A 20,861-nucleotide genomic window follows, 5' to 3' on the forward strand; every position below is an offset into this window, starting at 1 on the left:
GGTCGCTTATAGATAATGCCTTGCACCTCAGCTACTTCAATCGCTTCCTCTGTTTTATTATGACGGTTAATTTACTTGGTCAATAACGAGCATAGCTGCTCCAAGCATCCCGGCTTCATTTCCAAAAGTAGCGCGCTTCAATTCCAGCGGGTTAAGTTTCAGTGGTTCTACTTTAGCTAGAAGGTTTTCCCACCAATCGTCTGCAGATTCTGAAACGCCACCTCCAACTACAACACAGTCCATATCCAAAACGGCTTGTAGTGTGGAAATCACCACTGCAAAATCGGAAAGAAATCGTTCGCGAGCTACTATTGCACTTGTATGCCCATTTGCTGCTAATCGGAATAGATTTTGTGGTATTGCTAATTGCCCTGTTTCTGGATCAACGACATTTTCCTCTTGAATCAATCTTTTCAATGCACTTCCGGATATATATTGTTCACTGCAGCCTGGTCTTCCACAACTACAAATGAGTCCATTTGGATACAAAATCAAATGCCCGACTTCGCCGCCACCGCCATGCGTTCCATTCATTATCTCTCCATCAAAAACGAAGCCTCCACCGAGCCCAGTACCCACTGTTAAACAAACAACCTTTTGAAACCCTGTCGCTGCACCAATTCGAAATTCTGCAAGAGCTGCACAGTTGGCATCGTTATTAATCTCCACACGAAGTCCAGTTGCTGCTTCTAATTGTTCTTTAACTGGAGTCCCTTGCCAACCTTCTAATTCTTTCTCGAAAGTTACAACGCCTGTTGTCGCATCTACCATTCCCCTCGTACCAATTCCAATACCTGTCAGGTCAGGAAATTCTTTCGTTACTTCTAGTATTTGTTTTTCTAAATAGGGGTATAACGGTAACAGCGTTGGAATGGTCTTGTCGGCCAAAACTTGTCCTGTCTCATTCACGACACCCATCCGTATTTTAGTTCCCCCAATATCAACACCAATTACTTTTTTCATTCTGCTATCTCCTTTCAAAAGCGAGCACAAATGCCTCATAAGGGCGCACTTCCATAATATCTTCGTTTACTTTAGGAGTTTCATAGTTAGATATTATGACTTTCCAGTTTTTATGTTGCACATCAAGTTCATTCCATTCGAGTTGCTCCTGCTTCTCGGAGAAATTGGTTACGATTAACCATTCTTCTCTATCTATTTGTCGTTTATACACAAAGAGATGAGGATGATCAGGTAATAATAATTGGAAGTTGCCGTGTGTGATAATGTCATATTCTTTTCTTAAACGTATAAGCTTTTGATACGTATAAAAAATGGACGCTTGATCTGCAAGTGCTTGTTCTGCGTTAATCGTAGAAGTATTTATATTCATCTGAATCCAAGGCGTTCCTGTTGTGAACCCTCCATCTGGTGTCCATTGCATTGGAGTTCGAGCATTGTCTCGACCTTTTGCATAAATACTGGACATAATCACTTCATGCGTAATACCTTGCTGCCGTTTTTCTTTGTACATATTGAGCGTTTCAATGTCTCGATAGTCATCCATACTATTAAACTTTACATTGGTCATTCCTAACTCTTCGCCTTGATATATATAAGGCGTACCTTGGAGCATATGGAGACAAATTGCCAACATTTTGGCGGACATCTCCCGATAGAACCCGTCATCTCCAAACCGAGAAACGATTCTCGGTTGATCGTGGTTATTCCAATAAAGACTATTCCATCCTATTTGATGGAGAGCAAGTTGCCACTTTTCTAGATTACGTTTTAGCTCTACTAAATCTAAAGGTTTAATATCCCATTTTTCAAGAGGTCCACTATCTAGATTCATATGCTCAAATGTGAAGACCATGTCCACTTCACCATTGTTTGGATCTGTATAAATCCGCGCATCCTCCGTTTTTGCTCCTGGCATTTCTCCAACTGTTAACACGTCGTAATGACGCAAAACCTTTTCATTCATCTCACGTAAATAGGTATGAATTTTTGGACCATTTATAAAAGAAGGACTTCCATCCCCAAAAAACTGCTCATGTTGCATTTCTCCATCAGGTAGTTGTGGATCTTTTGAAATAAAATTGATGACATCCATTCTGAATCCACCAATTCCTTTTTCTAACCAATACGTCATCATGTTAAAAATATCGTTTCGAAGAGGCTCATGTTCCCAGTTCAAATCTGGCTGCTTTTTAGAGAACAAATGCAAATAATACGAATTCGTAGCATTCTCTTTCTCCCAAGCAGAACCAGAAAATATAGAACCCCAATTATTTGGAGGGTGTTCATCTTTACTGTCTCGCCATATGTAATAATCGCGGTACCTGGAGTTCTTAGAAGATCGTGATTCAACAAACCAAGCATGCTCATCGGATGTGTGATTCACCACAAGATCCATCACAATTCGAATTCCTCGTAATTTCGCTTCATCAATCAGTTGTTCAAAGTCTTTCATTGTCCCAAACTCTTGCATAATAGCTTGGTAGTCTCGTATATCATAGCCGTTGTCGTCATTCGGAGAATCATATACTGGGCTAAGCCAAATGACATCCACACCTAATTTTTCTAAATAATTCAGTTTGGAAATAATCCCTTGTAAATCACCGATACCGTCTCCGTTAGAATCCATAAAGCTTCGTGGATAGATTTGATAGACAACGCTCCGCTTCCACCAAGATTCTATTAATTGAACCATTTTCTTACACCACCCAAGCTTCCTTGATAGAATTATTCTAATCTTACAACAATAATAACACAAGCGCTTACATAAGATTATTAAACTTCCTTACAATTGGTAAGCAACACAAAACACTCCGTTAAAATATATTGCTCATTATTTCGATTTTAAACTGAATAGAATAAGTAAGATTCCACTAAAAAGACATATCATTCTAGTCAATGAAATCTTTTCAGCTAAACCAAATAATGCGATAGCGGTTGTAATGATTAAAATACAAGGTCCTACTAAGGCTAGTAACGTGTTAATATAAAATGCCTTTTCTAAATCATTAAATTTATACATAAACATCGCAGCAGTTATATCAATACTTCCTGAAAAAACCCTTAATATAATAATAAAAAGGAGTGCTTTTTCGATCAAATAAGAAGGCTCCCTTCACCCGGACTTTCTAAAGTGTATGTATATTCATCTACTTTTATCAATGGAAATACTTTTTAAACGATGCAAGTAATTTTCTTCCTATTTTTTGAATATATAATCTAAAGAAGGAAATAGTGATGGTTATTTTTCACTGCGTTGACTTTTGGTAGATAAGTTCATACTTTCCAATTCATAAAAAAAAGACTGATAAAATAACACCAGTCTCCATGTAATAAGCTATTGAAGGAGGACTACAAAATAAAATAACTATCCGCCTAAATCTTTTTAACAAATTCAGATTTTAGTTTCATCGCACCAAAACCATCTATTTTGCAATCGATATCATGATCTCCGTCAACTAAACGAATACTTTTTACTTTTGTACCGATTTTTAAGGTGGATGAACTTCCTTTTACTTTAAGGTCTTTTATAATTGCTACAGAATCACCATCGTTTAAGACATTACCATTCGCATCTTTGACAATCTTATTCTCTTCCATAACTTCATTCTTTGTCTCGAACGCCCACTCGTGCGCGCATTCTGGGCAAATAAAAAGACTTCCATCCTCGTATGTGTATTCTGAATTACACTTCGGACAATTTGGTAAGCTAGACATTATTTCATTCCCTCCATTTACTATTATCAATTCTAATATAATAAAGTTGGCCAAACAACTGGTAATGGCGTTCTTTTAATTTTGAAAAAAATTTCAGATAATGTTATACTAATTTTTTATTTAATACTAAATTAGAGTGGTGAAGGAAATGTCGTATTTTATTGAGAAGTATTTGAATATAGTTTTTTATAATAGCCAAACCCTTGACCAACATGGTCAAGGGTTTTTGTTTCCTTTGTGCAATAAAACTAGTTGGGGGAATAAGTTATGAGTTTAGAAAAAAAACAATCCTCTTTTGCAATCTGGATTAGTTTAATAAGCAATGTTTTTCTTACGATATTAAAAATTATTGTTGGTTTATTATTTAATAGTCAGGTACTTCTTGCTGATGGCGTTCACAACGCTGGAGATGTGATTGCATCAGTCGCCGCGCTCAGTGCAATGCGTGTATCCAAACGTCCTCCAGACGAAGATCACCCTTATGGGCATGGTAAGGCAGAAGTCGTTGGTGCAGCCATTGTTGCCATTATTTTAGGTATTGCTGCATTATATATCGGCTATCATTCTGTTTTAGCATTATTTGAAACGCCCCACAAAGCAACCTTTACTGTTTTAATAGCAGCGATAATTTCTCTCATATGGAAACAAGTTCTCTATGTTTATACTATTAATATTGGCAAAAAAGTAAACAGTAAAGGATTAATTGCGACTGCTTACGACCATCTTGCCGATGTCTATGCTTCTTTAGCCGCTGTTATCGGTATTGGACTTGCCATGATTGGAGATTATTTTCATATTGGCATATTGGCTTATGGTGATCCTGTGGCAGGTATTATTGTTGCCTTCCTTGTCCTGAAGCTCGCTATTGGAATGGGGCGTGAGTCTATTGATGTGCTTATGGAAAAAACCGTGGATTCGGAAACGATGGAAATAATGTTTGAATTGGTTCGATCAGTTCCTTTAGTGAAACGAATCGATCGCATTAGAGCAAGAGAGCATGGGCACTATATTATCGTGGATGTTCGCGTAAGCCTTCCAGCAACTTTGAGCATTCAGGAAGGTCATGATGTTTCAAAAGAAATAAAAAAAGCGATAATAAATCGATATTCTAATGTGGAAGAAGTTTTAGTTCATGTAAACCCATGGTATGAAATGAAGGAAGTAAAGTAGCTGAGTACTTAGCCTTTTGTAACATGCCATGTTTCTTTCATACTTTCCCTTCTATATGTAAGCAGCCCCCTAAATGATAATTAGGGGGCTGTAGTTTATTCTGCTCTATTTAGCTAACGTTCTTTCCTATACTTACTTATCTTCTTTCGTATCAATCATAAATGTTGTGATGATAAATAATCCGAAACTTATTAACAGAACAGTTCCACCAACGATGTAGAATACTAAGGAGAATGTTTCATTTATATCAAATGGTTTTAGTGCGTTTAACCACATCCCGGCTGTTAAACCAATTGATCCGATTACTGCTGTCCATCCATGCGCTGCTACTAGTTTGGAAGATTTAACTTTGTACACACGGTAGAAAATACCCCACGCAAAGATGGTTAACCAACCTACTACTAATATGTGCGCGTGAATGGGACGGAATTGATAGCTACCTGAACCAGCCATATGTGAACCTAATATTGCTCCTAACAAACCAAAAATTGCTGCGAGGCGAATTAATCTTAAACTCCATTTTGTTTCCATTACGTTAACCTCCATAGTTTTATTAGTACTATGGTGCTTATAATATCCTGTCAACATGAACAACATATGAATTCCTTATTACAATTTTGCCAGTTAATAAAAGAGAATCATTTTTTAATATTCTTTTAGTATGAAATTTATTGGTTTCTCACACCATGCTCTCGGTCGTTCTGTTCTCAAACGACAATCTTTGGTTTTCTTTGTTCCAAAAATGGTTCTTCACATTCGATTTCTTCACCCGTTTCAATATCAATGAACGGACTTGTTTCATTAAACCATCGATCTGGTGCTTTGTGTCCCCAGAACGTTTGGCGAAGCGGATCATTTAGATCCCACCTTTTCGGCTTTAAATCTGGGTCGCTTGTCAAATAATCACCTGTGTAAAGCTCAATGCGATGACCATCAGGATCTCTTAAATAGAGGAAGAAAGCATTGGATAAGCCATGGCGGCCTGGTCCTCTTTCAATCGAATCCGCATATCCCATACTTGCTAAAACATCACAACAATCGAGCACACTAAGTCGATCTGTTAGTGTGTAAGCAAAATGATGTAGTTTAGGTCCTGGTCCACTCATAAATGCTTGGTCATGAACAGTCGGTTTTCGATAAAGCCATGCTGCCCACAATTCCCCGTCTTCTGTATCTGTATACTCTGAACATGAAAAGCCTAAGTCCTTCACATAGAAATCATACGCTTTTTGTACATGAGGTACTGCACAGTTTACATGGTCAATTCTCTGAATTTTCGCTCCCGAATAAAGGTCATAGCGTTGTAGCATCCGGTCAACAGTCGTCATTTCCGCAAAAAATTCTAATGGAATGCCGGATATATCATGGACACGAAGGGTTCTTCCCATTGCATGTTGTTGCCCTTTCTCCATCCATTTTGTTTTTAGACCTTTTGAAATAAAAAGTTTTTCAATTTCATCGAGATCCTGTTCTTTTTCCACTTTATAACTAAGTACTTCCACAACAGCTTTGTCTGCTTTTTTTAATAACAAACTATGATGGGAATGCTCCTCTAAGCCCCTTAAATAGATATGATTTTCATCACTTTCTGTTTCAATCAGACCTAATCCATCCACATAAAATTTACGTGACGCCTGTAAATCCAATACATGAAGCACCGTTCTTGCGATTCGAATGATTGAAAAATCCATCGCGTTCACCATACCCTCCGCTAATTTTTCCCGAACTGCTGAATACGATGATCAGCAATCGAAACATGAATAATTTTCTGTTCCGTATAAAAATCAAAACCGTAATGTCCACCTTCACGTCCGATTCCAGAGGATTTTGATCCACCAAAAGGAGTTCTTAAATCACGAACGTTCTGAGCATTCACCCAGAGCATTCCAGCTTCTATTTTATGCGCAACGCGGTGACCTCGTTTAATATCGTTCGTCCATACATAACCCGCAAGCCCGTAATCGATATCGTTTGCAAGCTTTATGGCTTCTTCTTCCTCTTTAAATGTCAAAACTGTTAGTATAGGGCCGAAGATTTCTTCTTGTGCAACGCGCATCTGATTTTCAGCATTTAGTATAAGCGTCGGTGCCACAAAGTTCCCTCTAGCAAATTCAATTGGAATGTCTCCAGTAATAACTTCCGTACCTTCTTCTTTTGCAATTTCTAAGTAGCTCTTTACCTTGCTATAATGCCCTTTATCAATAAGCGGCCCAACTTCTGTATTTCCGTCTAATGGGTCACCGACTTTAATATTCGCAACACGCATCTTTAAAGCATCGATAAATTTATCTTTGATTCCTTCCTGTAAAAACAAGCGTGAGTTCGCGGTACAGCGTTCACCATTAAAAGAGTAGATTCCCCAAACACAAGCATCTAAAGCTCGTTCGAAATCAGCATCATCGAAAACAATAATAGGGGATTTTCCACCAAGCTCCATTGAGCAGCTTTTCAACGTATCCGCACTGTTTTTTATAATGGTTGAACCCGTCTTTGTTTCTCCTGTGAATGAAATAAGCTGGACATCCGGATGTTTTACAAGCGCATCCCCTGCTACTTCTCCGTAGCCATGAACAACATTGAAAACTCCTTTTGGAAGACCTGCTTTATGAATCACTTCCGCCAATAAATTTGCGGAAAGTGGAGAAAGTTCTGCTGGCTTTAAAACAACTGTATTACCTGTCGCAAGTGCTGGTGCCACTTTCCAAGTTTCTAACATGAAAGGAGCATTCCAAGGGGTGATTAATCCTGCAACTCCCACTGGTGCATGGATGGTATAGTTAATAAACTCATCATCTACTTGATAGGCATCACCAACTAAACGGCTCTCCACCATGCGAGCATAGAATCTGAAGTTTTCCGATGCACGACTTACCATATTTCTCGTTTGGCTAATTGGAAGTCCCGTATCAAGAGATTCCAAGTAAGCTATTTTTTCTATCTCTTCATCTATTAAATCAGCAATGCGGTATATATATTCCATTCTTTTAGTTAGCTTCATCGTTTTCCAAGGACCATTATCAAAAGCTTCCCGTGCGGCTGCGACTGCTTTATTAATATCTTCAGACTGCCCTTCTGCAACTTCATTAATTTGTTCATTCGTAAATGGGTTCATATTTTTAAATGCCTTTCCATCTACTGCAGAAGTGAATTCTCCATTTATATAGAAGGAAATACTCTGTTGTGTTTCATGTTTATAAGAAACTAACTGTTGAGAAGATACCATTCTTATCACCTATTTTCTTATTTATAATTACTTTACAGTTACTTCCTTAGGCAAAATAGCAAGTTCAATAAGTGATTCGCGGACTTCTTCTTGTATTGCTGCTGAAGGTAATCCTAATGGCAAGCGCAGTTTAGGCGTTATTTTCCCCATCATTCCCAGCGCCACTTTAACTGGTGATGGATTTGTATCTTTGAAAAGCACATCATTTAATGGCATTAATTCGAAGTGAAGATCTTGCGCCCTAGCAACATCTCCCGCTTCCCAAGCATTATATAGTTCTGCTACTTTTGCTGGTTCCACGTTTGCGGTCGCACTGATAAATCCAGCACCGCCAATTGCGAGCATTGGATAGCAAAGTAGTTCAATCCCCGAGAACAGTAGGAAATCCCTTCCACAGTTTAGAAGCACACGATTAACATGTTCAAAGTCTTTATTTGCTTCTTTTACACCGATAATGTTCGGACAATCTTCCACTAGGCGTTTCATCGTGCCAACTTCCATATTGACGGCGGATCGACCTGGTATATTGTAAATAATGATTGGGATTTCAACAGAATCTGCGACTGTTTTAAAGTGCTGATAAAGTGCTTCTTGGTTCGGCTTATTGTAATAAGGTACGATAACCATGGCAGCATCTGCACCTATTTCTTCTGCATATTTCGTTAGCTCCATTGTTTCATCATGATTGGTAGACCCTGTTCCAGGTGCAAAAAACACACGTCCATCTATTGTTTCTTTCGCTAGATTCATAACCCGTTTTCTTTCAGCAATTGTTAAAGAACTTGGTTCACCACTTGTTCCTGTAACAGAAATCCCGTGACTTCCGCTCGCTATTTGCCAATTAATCAACTCGGTAAATACTTTTTCGTCAATCGCACCACTTTCCGTAAACGGTGTAATAACAGGACAAATAGAACCTCTTAATTTCTTTTTAGCTTCTTCATACGCCATTAAAATCTACTCCTTTTAAGTAGGACTTTCTGATTCTTCTAACTCTTTTAACTCCCGATACTTTCCTTGACTAAATAGTAAAGGATCATTTTGTTCAAGCTTGACTCCAGTAACATGACCGATAAAAATTGTATGGTCTCCTACTACATATTCGCTATGCAGATCACATGCAATCACCGCTAAACTATCATCCAGTATTGGTAGTCCCTTAAAGTAAGTAAACGTAACTTCAGATTCTGATTTAAGCTGACCTGCAAATTGTTTCGACTTATTTTGTTGGTTAGCCGATAATATATTAATCGCAAATTGCTTTGAATCCTTTATATGATGAAGCATTCTTGCATTTTCTCCAATACTAATTGCAACAAGTTTAGGCTTCAATGAAACGGACATAAACGCATTTGCAGTCATGCCGTGCACCACTTTATCAACTTCTGTAGTAATAACCGTTACGCCTGTCGCAAAACTACCCAGCACATTTCGATATAAACGATCATCAATCTCTACTTGCTGCATCATTCATTCACCTCACTGTTTTCAGAAGATGTTAACTTTAATTTAAGATAATATACCTGCTTCTTTTTTCGCTTTATTTAAAAAGTTCGTCACCATGTCTTTATAAGGTTGCTTGTCAAATCCATCGTAATAAGCATTTGACATTCTCACTGGATCCCCAAAGAAATAATATTCATAAAGTGCTTGTCGATTACCAAATGCACTAATGGAAATATCCCATGCTAAGCGGAATAGTTGCACTTTCTCTTCACCGTTCATATTCGCACCTTGTGTGTAGCGATGAACTAATGGTCCAACATCCGTATTACTAAAATCCGCTTCAGTTGGAAGTGCCATCAATCCAGAAGCACCTAAGATTTTAATAATTTCATTCATACGCTGATACATTTTCGGGAACCAGTTGCGTGCAGCATTTAACGGTTCAAAATCTGGTGTCATATTGCCATATTGATCAATTTTTGCATTGTGCTCAGATTTATACAAATGAGAACGCATCACTTCTAAAATGACCATGATTTCACTCGCTTTTTCTTTCACGTGCATGAATTGATCTATACCAATAGCTTCCATCATACTAATGACAACACCGAGAATAAATTCGGTTTTTACGACATTTTTACAAATAACTTGATGTGTCATATGTATAACCGCATTTGTCTCGGCATACGTGCGATTACATATATTGGTGCTTTCACATACAAAAACTCTCTCCCACGGTACTAGAACATCTTCGAAAGAAATAATTGCATCACTTTCATCAAACCGACCGCCAAGTGGATGATCCCATTTGTTTTTACCGTAGTCAAAGGATTCACGGGACAAAAATTTTAAACCCGGAGTATTATTTGGAATAGCAAACGCAAATGCGAATGGATCATCAATAGTTCCTGGCGTTCTATTTATAGTAGATGGGAATACGACAAGCTCATCCGTAATACCGCCTAAAGTTGCCAAGAGACGACAACCATTCACAACAATACCGTCTTGTGTCTTTCTCGTAATCCTTGCTGAGAGAAACGGATCTTTTTGCTCGGATTGCGTGAGCATGGATCTGTTTACCTGGGGATGAATTAACGTATGCGTTAAACTAATATCGTTCTCACGTGCATATTCATAGTAGTTTGCTGCATTTTTAGCAAATTGATCACTTCCACCACCTTCTTGCGCAAAAAACTGGCTTGCTGTACCGAAGGCCATAATACTGGTGTTTAAATAGTCTGGGGAACGTCCCATCATACCTCCTGAAAAAGTTGCCCATTCGGTATGCATTTCACGTCTTTTAAAAAGATCTTCTTTCGTTTTAGGAGCAATAAAGGAAAGTCCAACCTTTTTACCAGAGGTCGGCGAGGTATATAACATCTTTTCCGGTTTCTCGTGTTGTAAATCGTAAAGCCCCGCAACGCTTTCCACTACATTTTTAAATGCTGGATGTGTCGTAACATCTTCTACTTTCTCCCCATGAATCCATACTTCTGTTTTCCTTTTTTTAATACCATCGATGTACTCTTTACCCGTTCGTGCCCCCATACTATTCCCTCCAAGTTCGGATAATATTTTTGAATCAATTTGCTTGAATTTCCAGAACAATATCTATATATTTATAGACTGATTGAATAGGAGACCTATCCTACTTTTTAAATCTAGCGTGAATATTATTTTGTTTATAAGTGCCAGCTTCACTAAATTCAATTAGTTCCATGGACAAGGCTAAATATCGCTTAGCCATTAAGTTCGCAAAGTGTTCTTTCATCACTTCAAATAGCGCGGTACAAACTTCTTTCTTTATTTCCTCTGAACGTCCAGCTCCAATTTTAAACACTGCATGGACGAACGCATCATCCTCAGCACCATCCGCTACTCGGTAATCTTTTAGTTCAATCGCTCTTGAGCGGATACCACCTATCGGAAAAATAGTGTCTCGCGCAATAAGAACTTGATGAATTTCCTCAAACAACTTTGCAAGATTAGCCTCATCTTTAATATTATCCGTGTACTCTACGATAAAATGCGGCAAGCAAATTCCTCCTTTTCACACTATCGATTTATAAAGGATTCGTCTCCGATAATAGTATTTACTAAGCGGCCAATACCCTCTACTTCGGTGACTACAACGTCTCCGATAACTGTATCGACAGACCCTTTTGGAGTACCAGTAAGAATGACATCATTTTCACTCAACGTCATAAAGCTACTTAAATATGCAATAATCGACGGAATATCAAAGATCATATCCGCTGTCGTTCCTTCTTGAACGAGTTCGTTATTAACATGTGTGGTCAATTTTAAATTCATTGGGTCGGCAATGTCTTTCACATCGACAATCCATGGACCAAATGGTGTACATGTATCACGATTTTTTACTCGCAAGTTGGGACGGTAATAGTTTTCTAAATAATCTCTAATAGCATAATCGTTGGCGACACTATACCCTTTAACATATTTGTAGGCGTCTTCTTTTTTTACATTTCTAGCTGTTTCGCCAATGATTACGGCCAATTCACACTCATAGTGCATATAGGTAACATCTGCAGGACGACGAGTATATGCTTGGTGCCCAATAAACGTATTCGGTCCTTTTAAAAACACAAGGGGTTCCGACGGAGCAGCAAATGCAAGTTCCGCTGCATGATCTGCATAGTTAAGTCCCAATGCAAACACCGTACGCGGCTCTATTGGCGTAAGCCAGGTTACATTGTTCTCTTCTACTATTCGACCATCATCTAACTTAAGAAGCCCTTCCCAATCAATCGCTTCATGGATAGCCCCCCCATATGCAATTCGTGCTTTTCTCATAAGGACCTCCCCCGTTTGGTCGCTGTTTCGTCAACAATAACGTTTTCTAAACTACCAATACCTTCTATTTCTATCCGAATTTCATCTCCTACCATAGCTAGCGGTGCTTCTTCCGGAATTCCTACCAGTAATACATCACCCTTACTTAATGTCATGAACTCGGTTACATCCGCAAGTAAACGGGATACCGGGCGAATCAAATTGGATGTTGAGTTTTCTTGCTGAAGCTTATCATTGATAAATACGCGAATGGTTAAATCATCGGGGTTATCTACTTCATGACGATCGATTATCCACGGTCCGATTGGACAAAATCCATCACGAGCAAGATGTTGAACTGCTGGACGGTATACACTATCATGTGGCACGCTGACATCGTTCACAATCGTATAACCTGCAATATAAGTCAGCGCTGTTGCTTCATCTACATCTACAGCTTTCTTTCCTATTACTAATCCGAGTGCCGCTCCCATCTTCAGTTTCGTTATCCCTATTGGCATAGGGATTGCTGCACCATGTCGGTTAATAGTATTTGCCGGTTTAATATAAAGAATAGGGGCGATTGGAGGCGAATTATATGGTTTATCGTTTATAGCATCCCCTAGCCTCTCAATTTCCCCCTTATAGTTTAGTAACGTACCAAAAACTGTCCCTGTAATTGGTGTATCGATTTGTATTTCATTCACACTTAAAACGCTACCCTCTATCACAGCTGTATTGGTTTCAGTATTTACATCTACTAATTCCAATTCATGTTTTCCTAACATTTTCATCTTGGCATTACTCATACGTTTCACTTCCTTAGGATATTCTCCAAAGCTAACAATAATATTTCCCAAGAAATATGAAGTGCGAGTTATAACGATAACAATGCCTTATCACTCGTTAATTTCTCGCCACGAATGCGTTGGAATTCATCCATTAGCTTAGGAATAGTTAACTTTTTCTTTTCTTCCGCATCTATTTCTAAAATGATTTGACCTTTATCCATCATAATAAGCCTGTTCCCTAAATCGAGCGCTTGTTGCATATTATGCGTGATCATTAGAGTGGTAAGCTGATCTTTTTCAACAAGCTTCTTTGTTAAATTCGTAATTAATTCTGCTCGGGAAGGATCTAGTGCAGCTGTATGTTCATCCAAAAGCAAAATTGAAGGTTGTGTAAAAGTAGCCATCAATAGAGATAGCGCTTGCCTCTCTCCACCAGAAAGCATTCCTACTTTTGCATTCAATCGATTTTCAAGATTTAAATGAAGGGTTTCTAGGGATGCACGGAATAATTCACGCCGTTTCTTGTCCACACCCTTTTTTAGCATACGTTTTTTATTTCTCGAATAAGCCATTGCCAGGTTTTCCTCAATCGTCATCGAAGGAGCTGTTCCTGCCATCGGATCTTGAAATACCCTTCCAATCATTTGCGAGCGCTTATATTCCGGTACTTTTGTAACGTCTTTATTCGCAATTTCAATGAAACCAAAATCAGGGGAAAGAGCACCGGAAATCATATTTAACATAGTTGATTTTCCAGCTCCGTTGCTTCCAATAACCGTCATGAAATCTCCAGGATTTAACTGAAGATTAATTTGATCCAAAGCAATTTTTTCATCAGGAGTTGCTTCATTAAATAATTTATTGACCTGACTGAGCTTTAGCAACGGTATTCCCCTCTTTCATTAGCAAATGCTTTTGCTCTACTAATCGTTCCGCATGGCGTTTTGCTTTTCTACTTTTTTCTCGTTTCTTTTCAAAGAATTGAGGTAAAATCAATGAACCGATTACAATAACAGCCGTAATTATTTTCATATCTCCTGTATCGAGAAAATCTACTCGAAGCGCAAGTCCAAGCACGATTCGATAAATAATCGCCCCCGCTATTACAGCAAATGTTGTTCGCAGAATCGTTTTTGTTCCAAAAATTGCCTCACCAATAATAACGGAAGCGAGCCCAATAATAATCATTCCAATACCCATTCCGATGTCGGCAAATTTTGCATACTGGGCAATCAATGCTCCAGAGAAGGCTACAAGTGCATTTGAAAAACCAAGTCCAACAATAATAAGCGTGTCTGTATTAGCAGATAAACTACGAATCATTTTCTTATTATCTCCAGTAGCTCTTATCGCAAGACCTACTTCCGTTTTTAAAAACCAATCGACGATAAATTTAATGATTAAAACAATAATAATCATGATGAACAATGTACCCCAAGTGGAAGGCAAGTATTGAAACCCTAGATTATTAAAAAAGTTATTTATAGCTGTATCAATACCTAGGGGACTCCAAAATGATTTGAACTTACTAAACATTGTTTCAGCATTTAATAAAGGTATATTTGGACGACCAATGGAATTTGGAGAGGTCAGCCCCATTATGCGTAAATTGATGGAATACAAGGCAATCATCATTAATATTCCGGATAGCAGCGCATTAATTTTTCCTTTTGTATGTAGGAGCCCAGTTACACATCCTGCAAGAAAACCGATAATTATAGCTACTAGTGTAGCTACCACCGGATTATATCCAGAGATAATCATCGTAGCAGCAACTCCTGCTCCAGTTACAAAACTACCGTCCACTGTTAAGTCTGGAAAATCTAGCACTCGGAATGAGATATACACTCCAAGTGCCATAATTGCATAGATGATTCCTTGCTCCACAGAGCCAAATACTGCTGCAAACATGTAGAATCACCTCCTATTTATTCAACAAGCTCAGCTTTCCATTCATCTTTAATATCGATCCCTAAAATAGAAGCCGCTTTTTTATTCATAACTAGCTTTAAATTTTGTGGAACTTGAACAGGTAAGTCTGCTGGCTTACTTTCACCTTTTAAGATTTTGACAGCCATTTGTCCTGCTTCGTAACCTATGTCATAATATTCAAAGCCGTATGCAGCTAAACCACCACGTTTAACAGAGTCAAACTCAGCTACCATCACAGGGATTTTATTGTCGTTTGCGACTGAAATTACAGATTCAAGCGCGGAAACAACCGTATTATCTGTAATGATGTACATAGAATCTACTTTACCAATTAATGATTCAGCTGCTTGTTTCACATCTGCTGATGTAGCAACTGATGCTTCCACAACCGTCATATCCATACCTTTTAACATTTCTTTTACTGCATCTACTTGAGCACGAGAGTTTTGTTCTCCTGAGTTAAATACCATTCCAACCTTTTTTGCTCCCAATTGTTCTTTTAGGAACTTCATTGTATCGGAAATCGCATCTGGATGAGCATCAATGGTACCTGTTACATTACCTCCTGGACTTTCCATTGATTTAACAAGTTCTGCTCCAACTGCATCTGTCACGGATGTGAAAACGATTGGAATATCTGATGTAGCACTGGCAGCCGCTTGAGCACTAGGAGTAGAGTTTGCAAATATTAGATCCACCTTTGCACTGACAAGATTAGTCGCTATTGTTGTGTTAGCACTATTATCCCCTTGAGCGATTTGTGGATCATATTCTGCATCAATTCCTGCATCTTCTAAAGCCTTTTTAAAACCATCGTAAGCAGCATTAAGAGATGGGTGTTCTACAATTTGAGTGACACCAATTTTATATTTCTTCGAGGATGCCGTCTTTTCTCCTCCATCACCACATGCAGCAAGTATTAATGTAGTACTAAAAATAACAGCCATCATTTTTTTCCAACTGTTCTTCATTTCATTTCCCCCTTATAACGTTGTTTTATTTTGTATTTATGTGAATCCAAATTAAAAAACAAATTTTAATATTCAGTCTATTTAGAGTGTAAACTTACTTACGACCTATTCTTTAGTCAAATATTTTACAAGCCTTTCTTTTTAACCGGTGAAGTATGAATTGCTTGTCCGATTAGCCCTTCTACCACTTCCAGTAGACCTTCGTTGAATCCTGGATGTGCATAGTGTGGAAATTTTATATCCTCTTCTTTCGCGGCCATTTCCAGCAATTGGACAAAGGAACCTGACATTTCAACTGCCCCTTCTCCAATCATATGAATGCCTTGAATGATTTCAGTAGTTGAATCAGAAATAACTTTAATAAACCCATCCTTTTTACCAGTAATTGTTGCATACCCATTACCACCAAGGGCAAATTGACTAATACGAATAGGCAATGCCATATCTCGTGCACTTTGTTCGGTAAGCCCTACAGAAACGATTGGCGGAATTGTATGCGCAACAGCAGGCATAAATGTTAGGTCAACTTCCGTTTTTTCTCCTGCAATAAATGCTGCAGCAGCTTTTCCATGTTTGATTGCTTTTACCGCTAGCATTGGTCCTTCCGTTACATCACCAATTGCATAGATAGAAGGGATTGATGATTGCATATTTTCATCTACCTTTATAAAGCCTTCAGCTGTTTGTTCAATTCCGAAACGACTTATTCCTAGACAATCTACATTAGGTTTTCTTGTTCCAGAAACAAATAAATGAGATCCACGTATTGTCTCTTCTACATTTTTATCTGTTAGAAAAGTTATTGAAATCTCGTCTTCCGTCTCATTTGTTGAAAGGAATATCATTTCTTTATGCACGCTAATTTTACGTTTTTTAAATAGACGAATTAATTCTTTATTAATGGATTTATCGAAAGGAAAGCCTGCTTTGTCATCTATTACTAAACTGACTTGTGCTCCTAATGCTGCAAAACTAGAAGCAGCTTCAAGTGCAATGTAATCTTGACCCCTTACTATAAGATGCTGTGGTATCTCTTCTAATTTAAAAAGTTCATGTGGCAATATAATTCTTTTCCCTTTTTCTTTTATAGTAGCTGGTAGAATTGGGGAACTACCTGTTGCAATAATTACTTGTTGGAATTCAAAAATATCAAATTGATGTCCTTTTTCTACACCAATTTTGTCTACGGCGAGGAATGTAGCTTTCCCTCGTATTATCTCTATTTTGTTTACCTTACATAAACTTTCTACGCCTGACCTAAGTTGGTCGATGACTTTAGTTTTATAGGTACTTAGCTTTTTGATGTCAAATAAGGTATCCGAACTTCCAATACCAAGTTCTTGCAAATGAGCAATTTCTGAACGTTTAGCTGCAGCATGTGTATAAACTTTAGAAGGAATGCATCCCTCATTCAGACAAACACCGCCCATTTCATCCTGTGCAATTAGCGTTACGGAGAGCCCAAGCTGTGCAGCCCGTATGGCAGCACTGTAGCCGCCTGGCCCTCCTCCAATGATTATAAGATTTCGTTCTTGACTAATTTCCCCAACAACCATTTTATATCATCTCCATCATCAGTTTGTGGGGTTGTTCAATTAGGCTTGCAAATCGATTAGTAAATTTAACGGCCGTCGCACCATCCGCAACACGGTGGTCAAACGCCATGGAAAGTGTCATGATATAACCGATAACAATTTCATCACGTTCATTGACGATAGGTTGTTTTTTCGTTTTGTGAAAGGCAATAAGAGCCGTTTCAGGATAATTAATAATTGGAGTTGCACCCGTACTTCCTAGTGGTCCCACATTACTCACTGTAAACGTGCTATTTTGCATTTCAAACGGTTGTAATTTTCCATCGATAGCTCTTTTAGTTAAATCTTTGACTACATTATGAATCTCTTTAATCGATTTCTTATCGGCATCATGGATAACAGGGACGATTAAGCCGCTTTCCGTGTTTGTTGCGATACCAATATGATAGTTTTTCTTAAGTAGTATCCTACTATTCTCTTCATCTAGTTCCGCATTGAATATTGGGAAGTCCTTCAATGAAATAACAAGTGCTTTAATAAGGAATGCGGATATGCTGACTGATTCACCAGATGCTTTCAATTGCTCCTTCATTTCAACCAGTTTTGTCATATTGACTTCATCAAAATGAGTGACATGCGGGATTGTAAAGAGTGATTTCGTCATCTTTTCGGCAATCTTTTTACGAATGCCTCTAAAAGGAATCTCATCAGGAGTCTCTTGAACAACCACTATTTGCTTCACATCTTTTACTAATTCCTTGTCAGTTCGATGTCCTTTTAAGAATCGAATAACATCTTCTTCCGTTACTCTTCCTGATGGATCAGTGGCATGGACATCTTCCAGATTTATGTTGTTGTCGCGAGCAATTTTGCGTGTATATGGTGCTGCAAGTACTCTTTTAAAAGTATTAAGTGATGCTTTTTCAAGTGTAGGATTTGCCTCTTTCGCTGAAACTTGTTTCATTTCTATCAGTGATTTTTGTTCTGACCGCGTACCCTCATCTACTTCAATGTAAAGTAGACTTGTTCCTACCTGAACTGTTTCACCGACATTAATAGGAATTTTTTTCACGATACCCGAGCAAGGCGATGTGAGTTCAGCGACCATTTTATCTGTTTGTACTTCGACAAGCGGCTGATCCGTCATAACTGAATCTCCAACTTTGACTAAGTAATGGATCACTTCTCCTTCCGTCATTCCTTCCCCGACATCATGTAGCTTTACTTCGAGCATTCCATTTCCTCCTTAAAAATGAACCACTTTTTCTATTCCTTCAACGACGCGTGCCGGTGTTGGTAGATAATGTTCTTCTAATGCAAAGAATGGAACCGGTACATCAAATCCCGTAATACGTTCAATTGGAGCTCGGAGATAAAGGAAAGCTGTATCATTAATAATTGATACAATATCGTTTCCTAGGCCACCTGTACTATGCGCTTCATGAATAATTACCGCTCTCGTTGTCTTTTGCACCGAGCCCGCTATAATGTCACGATCAATTGGATACAATGTTCGTAGATCTATAATTTCACAACTAATTCCTTTTTTCTCTGCCTGTTCTGCTGCTTTTTCTGCAATTGAAATCATTGCTCCCCAAGCAATAAGGGTTACATCAGTACCTTCCCGTACTATTTTTCCTTTACCAATTTCCACCGTATATTTCCCTACAGGTACTTCTTCTCTTTTTGCACGATAGCTTTTCATTGGCTCCAAAACTAACACTGGATCAGGGTCTTCCATCGCTGCAATCAATAACCCCTTTGCATCGTATGGATTAGATGGACAGACAACCTTGATGCCAGGCATATGTGTGAATAAGATTTCTGTACTGTCGGAATGTATTTCTGGCGCACGAATTCCTGCTCCGTATGGTGCTCGGATAACCATTGGCACAGTAAAACGGGACATTGTTCGCATTCGAATACGCGAGACATGTGTCATTATTTGTTCGTATGCAGGATAGATAAAACCGAGAAATTGGATTTCTGCCACTGGTCTAAAACCATTAACCGCAAGTCCAATTGACGTACCGATAATCCCTGCTTCTGAAAGCGGTGTATCGACTACCCGTTCTTCACCAAACACTTCCTGAAGTCCCTCAGTTGCACGGAACACCCCTCCGTTTTTACCAATATCTTCACCGAGTATAATTGTTCGCTCATCCTCTTCTAGCATCAAACGCATAGCCTCATTAATCGCTTGAATTAACGTCAGTTGTTTAGTCGTTTCTGTTTTTTGATCCGACTCTTTCAATTGTGCCATTCATTACTGCCTCCCTAAATGTGATAGGTACGCCTCTTTTTGTTCAGCGATTTGAGCTGGCATTTCAGCGTATACGTGATTGAAAACGTCCTCTACATTCGGCGGCGGAAATTTTTCCATTTCTTCTACAGCCGCTTCGACTTCACTATTCGTTTTTTCTTTAGTAGCTTGAACCCACTCATCATCCCAGTAGCCGTAATTTTTCATAAATAACTCTAATCTTGCAAGAGGATCAGCAATATCTTCCCCTTGTTTTTCAGACCTGTATTTAGAAGGATCATCAGCGGTTGTGTGTGCACCTTTTCGCCAAGTAACCGCTTCTATTAACGTCGGCCCATTACCGGCACGGGCATAGTCAAATGCTTTTTTCGTTTCAAAATAAACTACAAAACAGTCATTACCATCAATCCGCAACCCAGGCAACCCATAAGCAACTGATTTTTGCGCTATCGTTGCAGAATTCATCTGTTTTTCAGTTGGAACGGATATCGCATACCCATTATTTTGATTAAAAAAGACAACTGGCACTTTGAACACACTTGCAAAATTCAAACCTTCATGGAAATCACCTTCCGAAGTAGCTCCATCGCCAAAATAGGCTATCGCTGCATTTTTTGTCCCTCTTCTCTTTTCAGCCCAGGCAGCTCCTGCGGCATGAGGGATTTGAGTCGCAATTGGAACAGCTGGTGGGAAAATATTTAGATCTGGCGGAACTACACATCCTTCCACCCTTCCATTCCAGTACAAAAACGTTTGAACCATACTTTTTCCAAACGTTATTGTCACACCATGATCACGATAAGTTGGGAAAACCCAATCGTCTGCATTTAATGCAAGTGCGCTACCTACTTGAGCAGCTTCCTGTCCTTCAAAAGGCGCATAAGTACCTAGACGGCCTTGTCGCTGCAAGTTAATCGCTTTTCTATCAAAAGCACGAACTCGTAACATGTGATAGTACAGATCTTTTACCAATCGTTTATCTATCTGTTTTTCAAAACTTGCATCCAAAAGAAGGCCTTCATCATCTATTATTCTTTTAATAGGATAGTTATGTTCCAC

21 protein-coding genes are annotated in these 20,861 nt (G+C 38.6%); 1 reads left to right on the plus strand and 20 read right to left on the minus strand.

The genetic code is table 11. From position 1 onward, the window contains the following. Positions 1-66 precede the first annotated feature (66 nt). The 4 genes from ACEPXG_RS17580 to ACEPXG_RS17595 form a co-directional block, all read right to left on the minus strand. Positions 67-963 carry an ROK family protein gene (locus ACEPXG_RS17580; RefSeq protein ID WP_391205303.1) on the minus strand — a complete coding sequence of 299 codons (897 nt, stop codon included), beginning with the start codon at positions 961-963 and terminating at the stop codon, positions 67-69. A gap of 4 nt (positions 964-967) precedes the next feature. After that, a complete protein-coding gene (locus ACEPXG_RS17585; protein WP_391205307.1) occupies positions 968-2,656 on the minus strand; it encodes a glycoside hydrolase family 13 protein in 1,689 nt (562 codons plus the stop codon). A gap of 138 nt (positions 2,657-2,794) precedes the next feature. After that, positions 2,795-3,061 (minus strand): YqhV family protein, encoded by a 267-nt coding sequence (locus tag ACEPXG_RS17590; RefSeq protein ID WP_151701594.1) that lies wholly within the window; start codon positions 3,059-3,061, stop codon positions 2,795-2,797. A gap of 275 nt (positions 3,062-3,336) precedes the next feature. Continuing rightward, positions 3,337-3,678: a zinc ribbon domain-containing protein YjdM gene (locus tag ACEPXG_RS17595; protein WP_391205310.1), complete on the minus strand. Its 342-nt coding sequence runs from the start codon at positions 3,676-3,678 to the stop codon at positions 3,337-3,339. A 267-nt stretch (positions 3,679-3,945) separates the two neighbouring features. Between ACEPXG_RS17595 and ACEPXG_RS17600 the strand changes: the two genes are divergently transcribed. Beyond that, positions 3,946-4,848: a cation diffusion facilitator family transporter gene (locus ACEPXG_RS17600; RefSeq protein ID WP_391205313.1), complete on the plus strand. Its 903-nt coding sequence runs from the start codon at positions 3,946-3,948 to the stop codon at positions 4,846-4,848. A gap of 132 nt (positions 4,849-4,980) precedes the next feature. Here the strand turns inward: ACEPXG_RS17600 and ACEPXG_RS17605 are convergent, their stop codons facing one another. The 16 genes from ACEPXG_RS17605 to pdhA form a co-directional block, all read right to left on the minus strand. Further along, positions 4,981-5,379, minus strand: coding sequence for a hypothetical protein (locus ACEPXG_RS17605; RefSeq protein ID WP_391205316.1), 399 nt, complete (start codon positions 5,377-5,379; stop codon positions 4,981-4,983). A 176-nt stretch (positions 5,380-5,555) separates the two neighbouring features. After that, positions 5,556-6,539 carry a 3,4-dihydroxyphenylacetate 2,3-dioxygenase gene (gene hpaD / locus ACEPXG_RS17610; RefSeq protein ID WP_391205319.1) on the minus strand — a complete coding sequence of 328 codons (984 nt, stop codon included), beginning with the start codon at positions 6,537-6,539 and terminating at the stop codon, positions 5,556-5,558. Between the two features lie 20 nt (positions 6,540-6,559). After that, positions 6,560-8,071: a 5-carboxymethyl-2-hydroxymuconate semialdehyde dehydrogenase gene (hpaE, locus tag ACEPXG_RS17615; protein ID WP_391205322.1), complete on the minus strand. Its 1,512-nt coding sequence runs from the start codon at positions 8,069-8,071 to the stop codon at positions 6,560-6,562. A gap of 27 nt (positions 8,072-8,098) precedes the next feature. Beyond that, positions 8,099-9,022, minus strand: coding sequence for a 2,4-dihydroxyhept-2-ene-1,7-dioic acid aldolase (gene hpaI / locus ACEPXG_RS17620; RefSeq protein ID WP_391205325.1), 924 nt, complete (start codon positions 9,020-9,022; stop codon positions 8,099-8,101). 15 nt (positions 9,023-9,037) lie between these two features. Next, positions 9,038-9,541, minus strand: a complete 504-nt coding sequence (locus ACEPXG_RS17625) for a flavin reductase family protein (RefSeq protein ID WP_391205328.1) — start codon at positions 9,539-9,541, stop codon at positions 9,038-9,040. 39 nt (positions 9,542-9,580) lie between these two features. After that, the gene (hpaB, locus tag ACEPXG_RS17630) at positions 9,581-11,065 is read right to left on the minus strand and encodes a 4-hydroxyphenylacetate 3-monooxygenase, oxygenase component (protein ID WP_391205331.1); all 1,485 of its coding nucleotides are present in this window, start codon (positions 11,063-11,065) and stop codon (positions 9,581-9,583) included. Positions 11,066-11,165: 100 nt separating this feature from the next. Beyond that, complete coding sequence (locus tag ACEPXG_RS17635; protein ID WP_391205333.1) at positions 11,166-11,552, minus strand: 5-carboxymethyl-2-hydroxymuconate Delta-isomerase; 387 nt, start codon at positions 11,550-11,552, stop codon at positions 11,166-11,168. 20 nt (positions 11,553-11,572) lie between these two features. Further along, complete coding sequence (locus ACEPXG_RS17640) at positions 11,573-12,331, minus strand: fumarylacetoacetate hydrolase family protein (protein WP_391205336.1); 759 nt, start codon at positions 12,329-12,331, stop codon at positions 11,573-11,575. Further along, on the minus strand, positions 12,328-13,119 hold the full coding sequence (locus ACEPXG_RS17645) for a fumarylacetoacetate hydrolase family protein (protein WP_391205339.1): 792 nt from the start codon (positions 13,117-13,119) through the stop codon (positions 12,328-12,330). Before ACEPXG_RS17645 ends, ACEPXG_RS17640 begins: the two co-directional genes overlap by 4 nt. 68 nt (positions 13,120-13,187) lie before the next feature. Continuing rightward, positions 13,188-13,985: an ABC transporter ATP-binding protein gene (locus tag ACEPXG_RS17650; RefSeq protein ID WP_391205342.1), complete on the minus strand. Its 798-nt coding sequence runs from the start codon at positions 13,983-13,985 to the stop codon at positions 13,188-13,190. Further along, positions 13,960-15,012 (minus strand): ABC transporter permease, encoded by a 1,053-nt coding sequence (locus ACEPXG_RS17655; RefSeq protein WP_391205345.1) that lies wholly within the window; start codon positions 15,010-15,012, stop codon positions 13,960-13,962. The genes ACEPXG_RS17650 and ACEPXG_RS17655 overlap by 26 nt, the downstream gene beginning before the upstream one ends. 17 nt (positions 15,013-15,029) lie before the next feature. Then, positions 15,030-16,004: an ABC transporter substrate-binding protein gene (locus ACEPXG_RS17660; protein WP_391205348.1), complete on the minus strand. Its 975-nt coding sequence runs from the start codon at positions 16,002-16,004 to the stop codon at positions 15,030-15,032. 125 nt (positions 16,005-16,129) lie between these two features. Then, positions 16,130-17,560: a dihydrolipoyl dehydrogenase family protein gene (locus ACEPXG_RS17665; RefSeq protein WP_391205351.1), complete on the minus strand. Its 1,431-nt coding sequence runs from the start codon at positions 17,558-17,560 to the stop codon at positions 16,130-16,132. A 1-nt stretch (position 17,561) separates the two neighbouring features. Beyond that, complete coding sequence (locus ACEPXG_RS17670; RefSeq protein ID WP_391205354.1) at positions 17,562-18,773, minus strand: dihydrolipoamide acetyltransferase family protein; 1,212 nt, start codon at positions 18,771-18,773, stop codon at positions 17,562-17,564. Between the two features lie 12 nt (positions 18,774-18,785). Next, positions 18,786-19,802, minus strand: a complete 1,017-nt coding sequence (locus ACEPXG_RS17675; RefSeq protein WP_391205357.1) for an alpha-ketoacid dehydrogenase subunit beta — start codon at positions 19,800-19,802, stop codon at positions 18,786-18,788. Positions 19,803-19,805: 3 nt separating this feature from the next. Then, positions 19,806-20,861: a pyruvate dehydrogenase (acetyl-transferring) E1 component subunit alpha gene (gene pdhA / locus ACEPXG_RS17680; RefSeq protein ID WP_391205360.1), complete on the minus strand. Its 1,056-nt coding sequence runs from the start codon at positions 20,859-20,861 to the stop codon at positions 19,806-19,808.

The organism is Psychrobacillus sp. L4 (assembly GCF_042944905.1).
GTDB lineage: Bacteria > Bacillota > Bacilli > Bacillales_A > Planococcaceae > Psychrobacillus.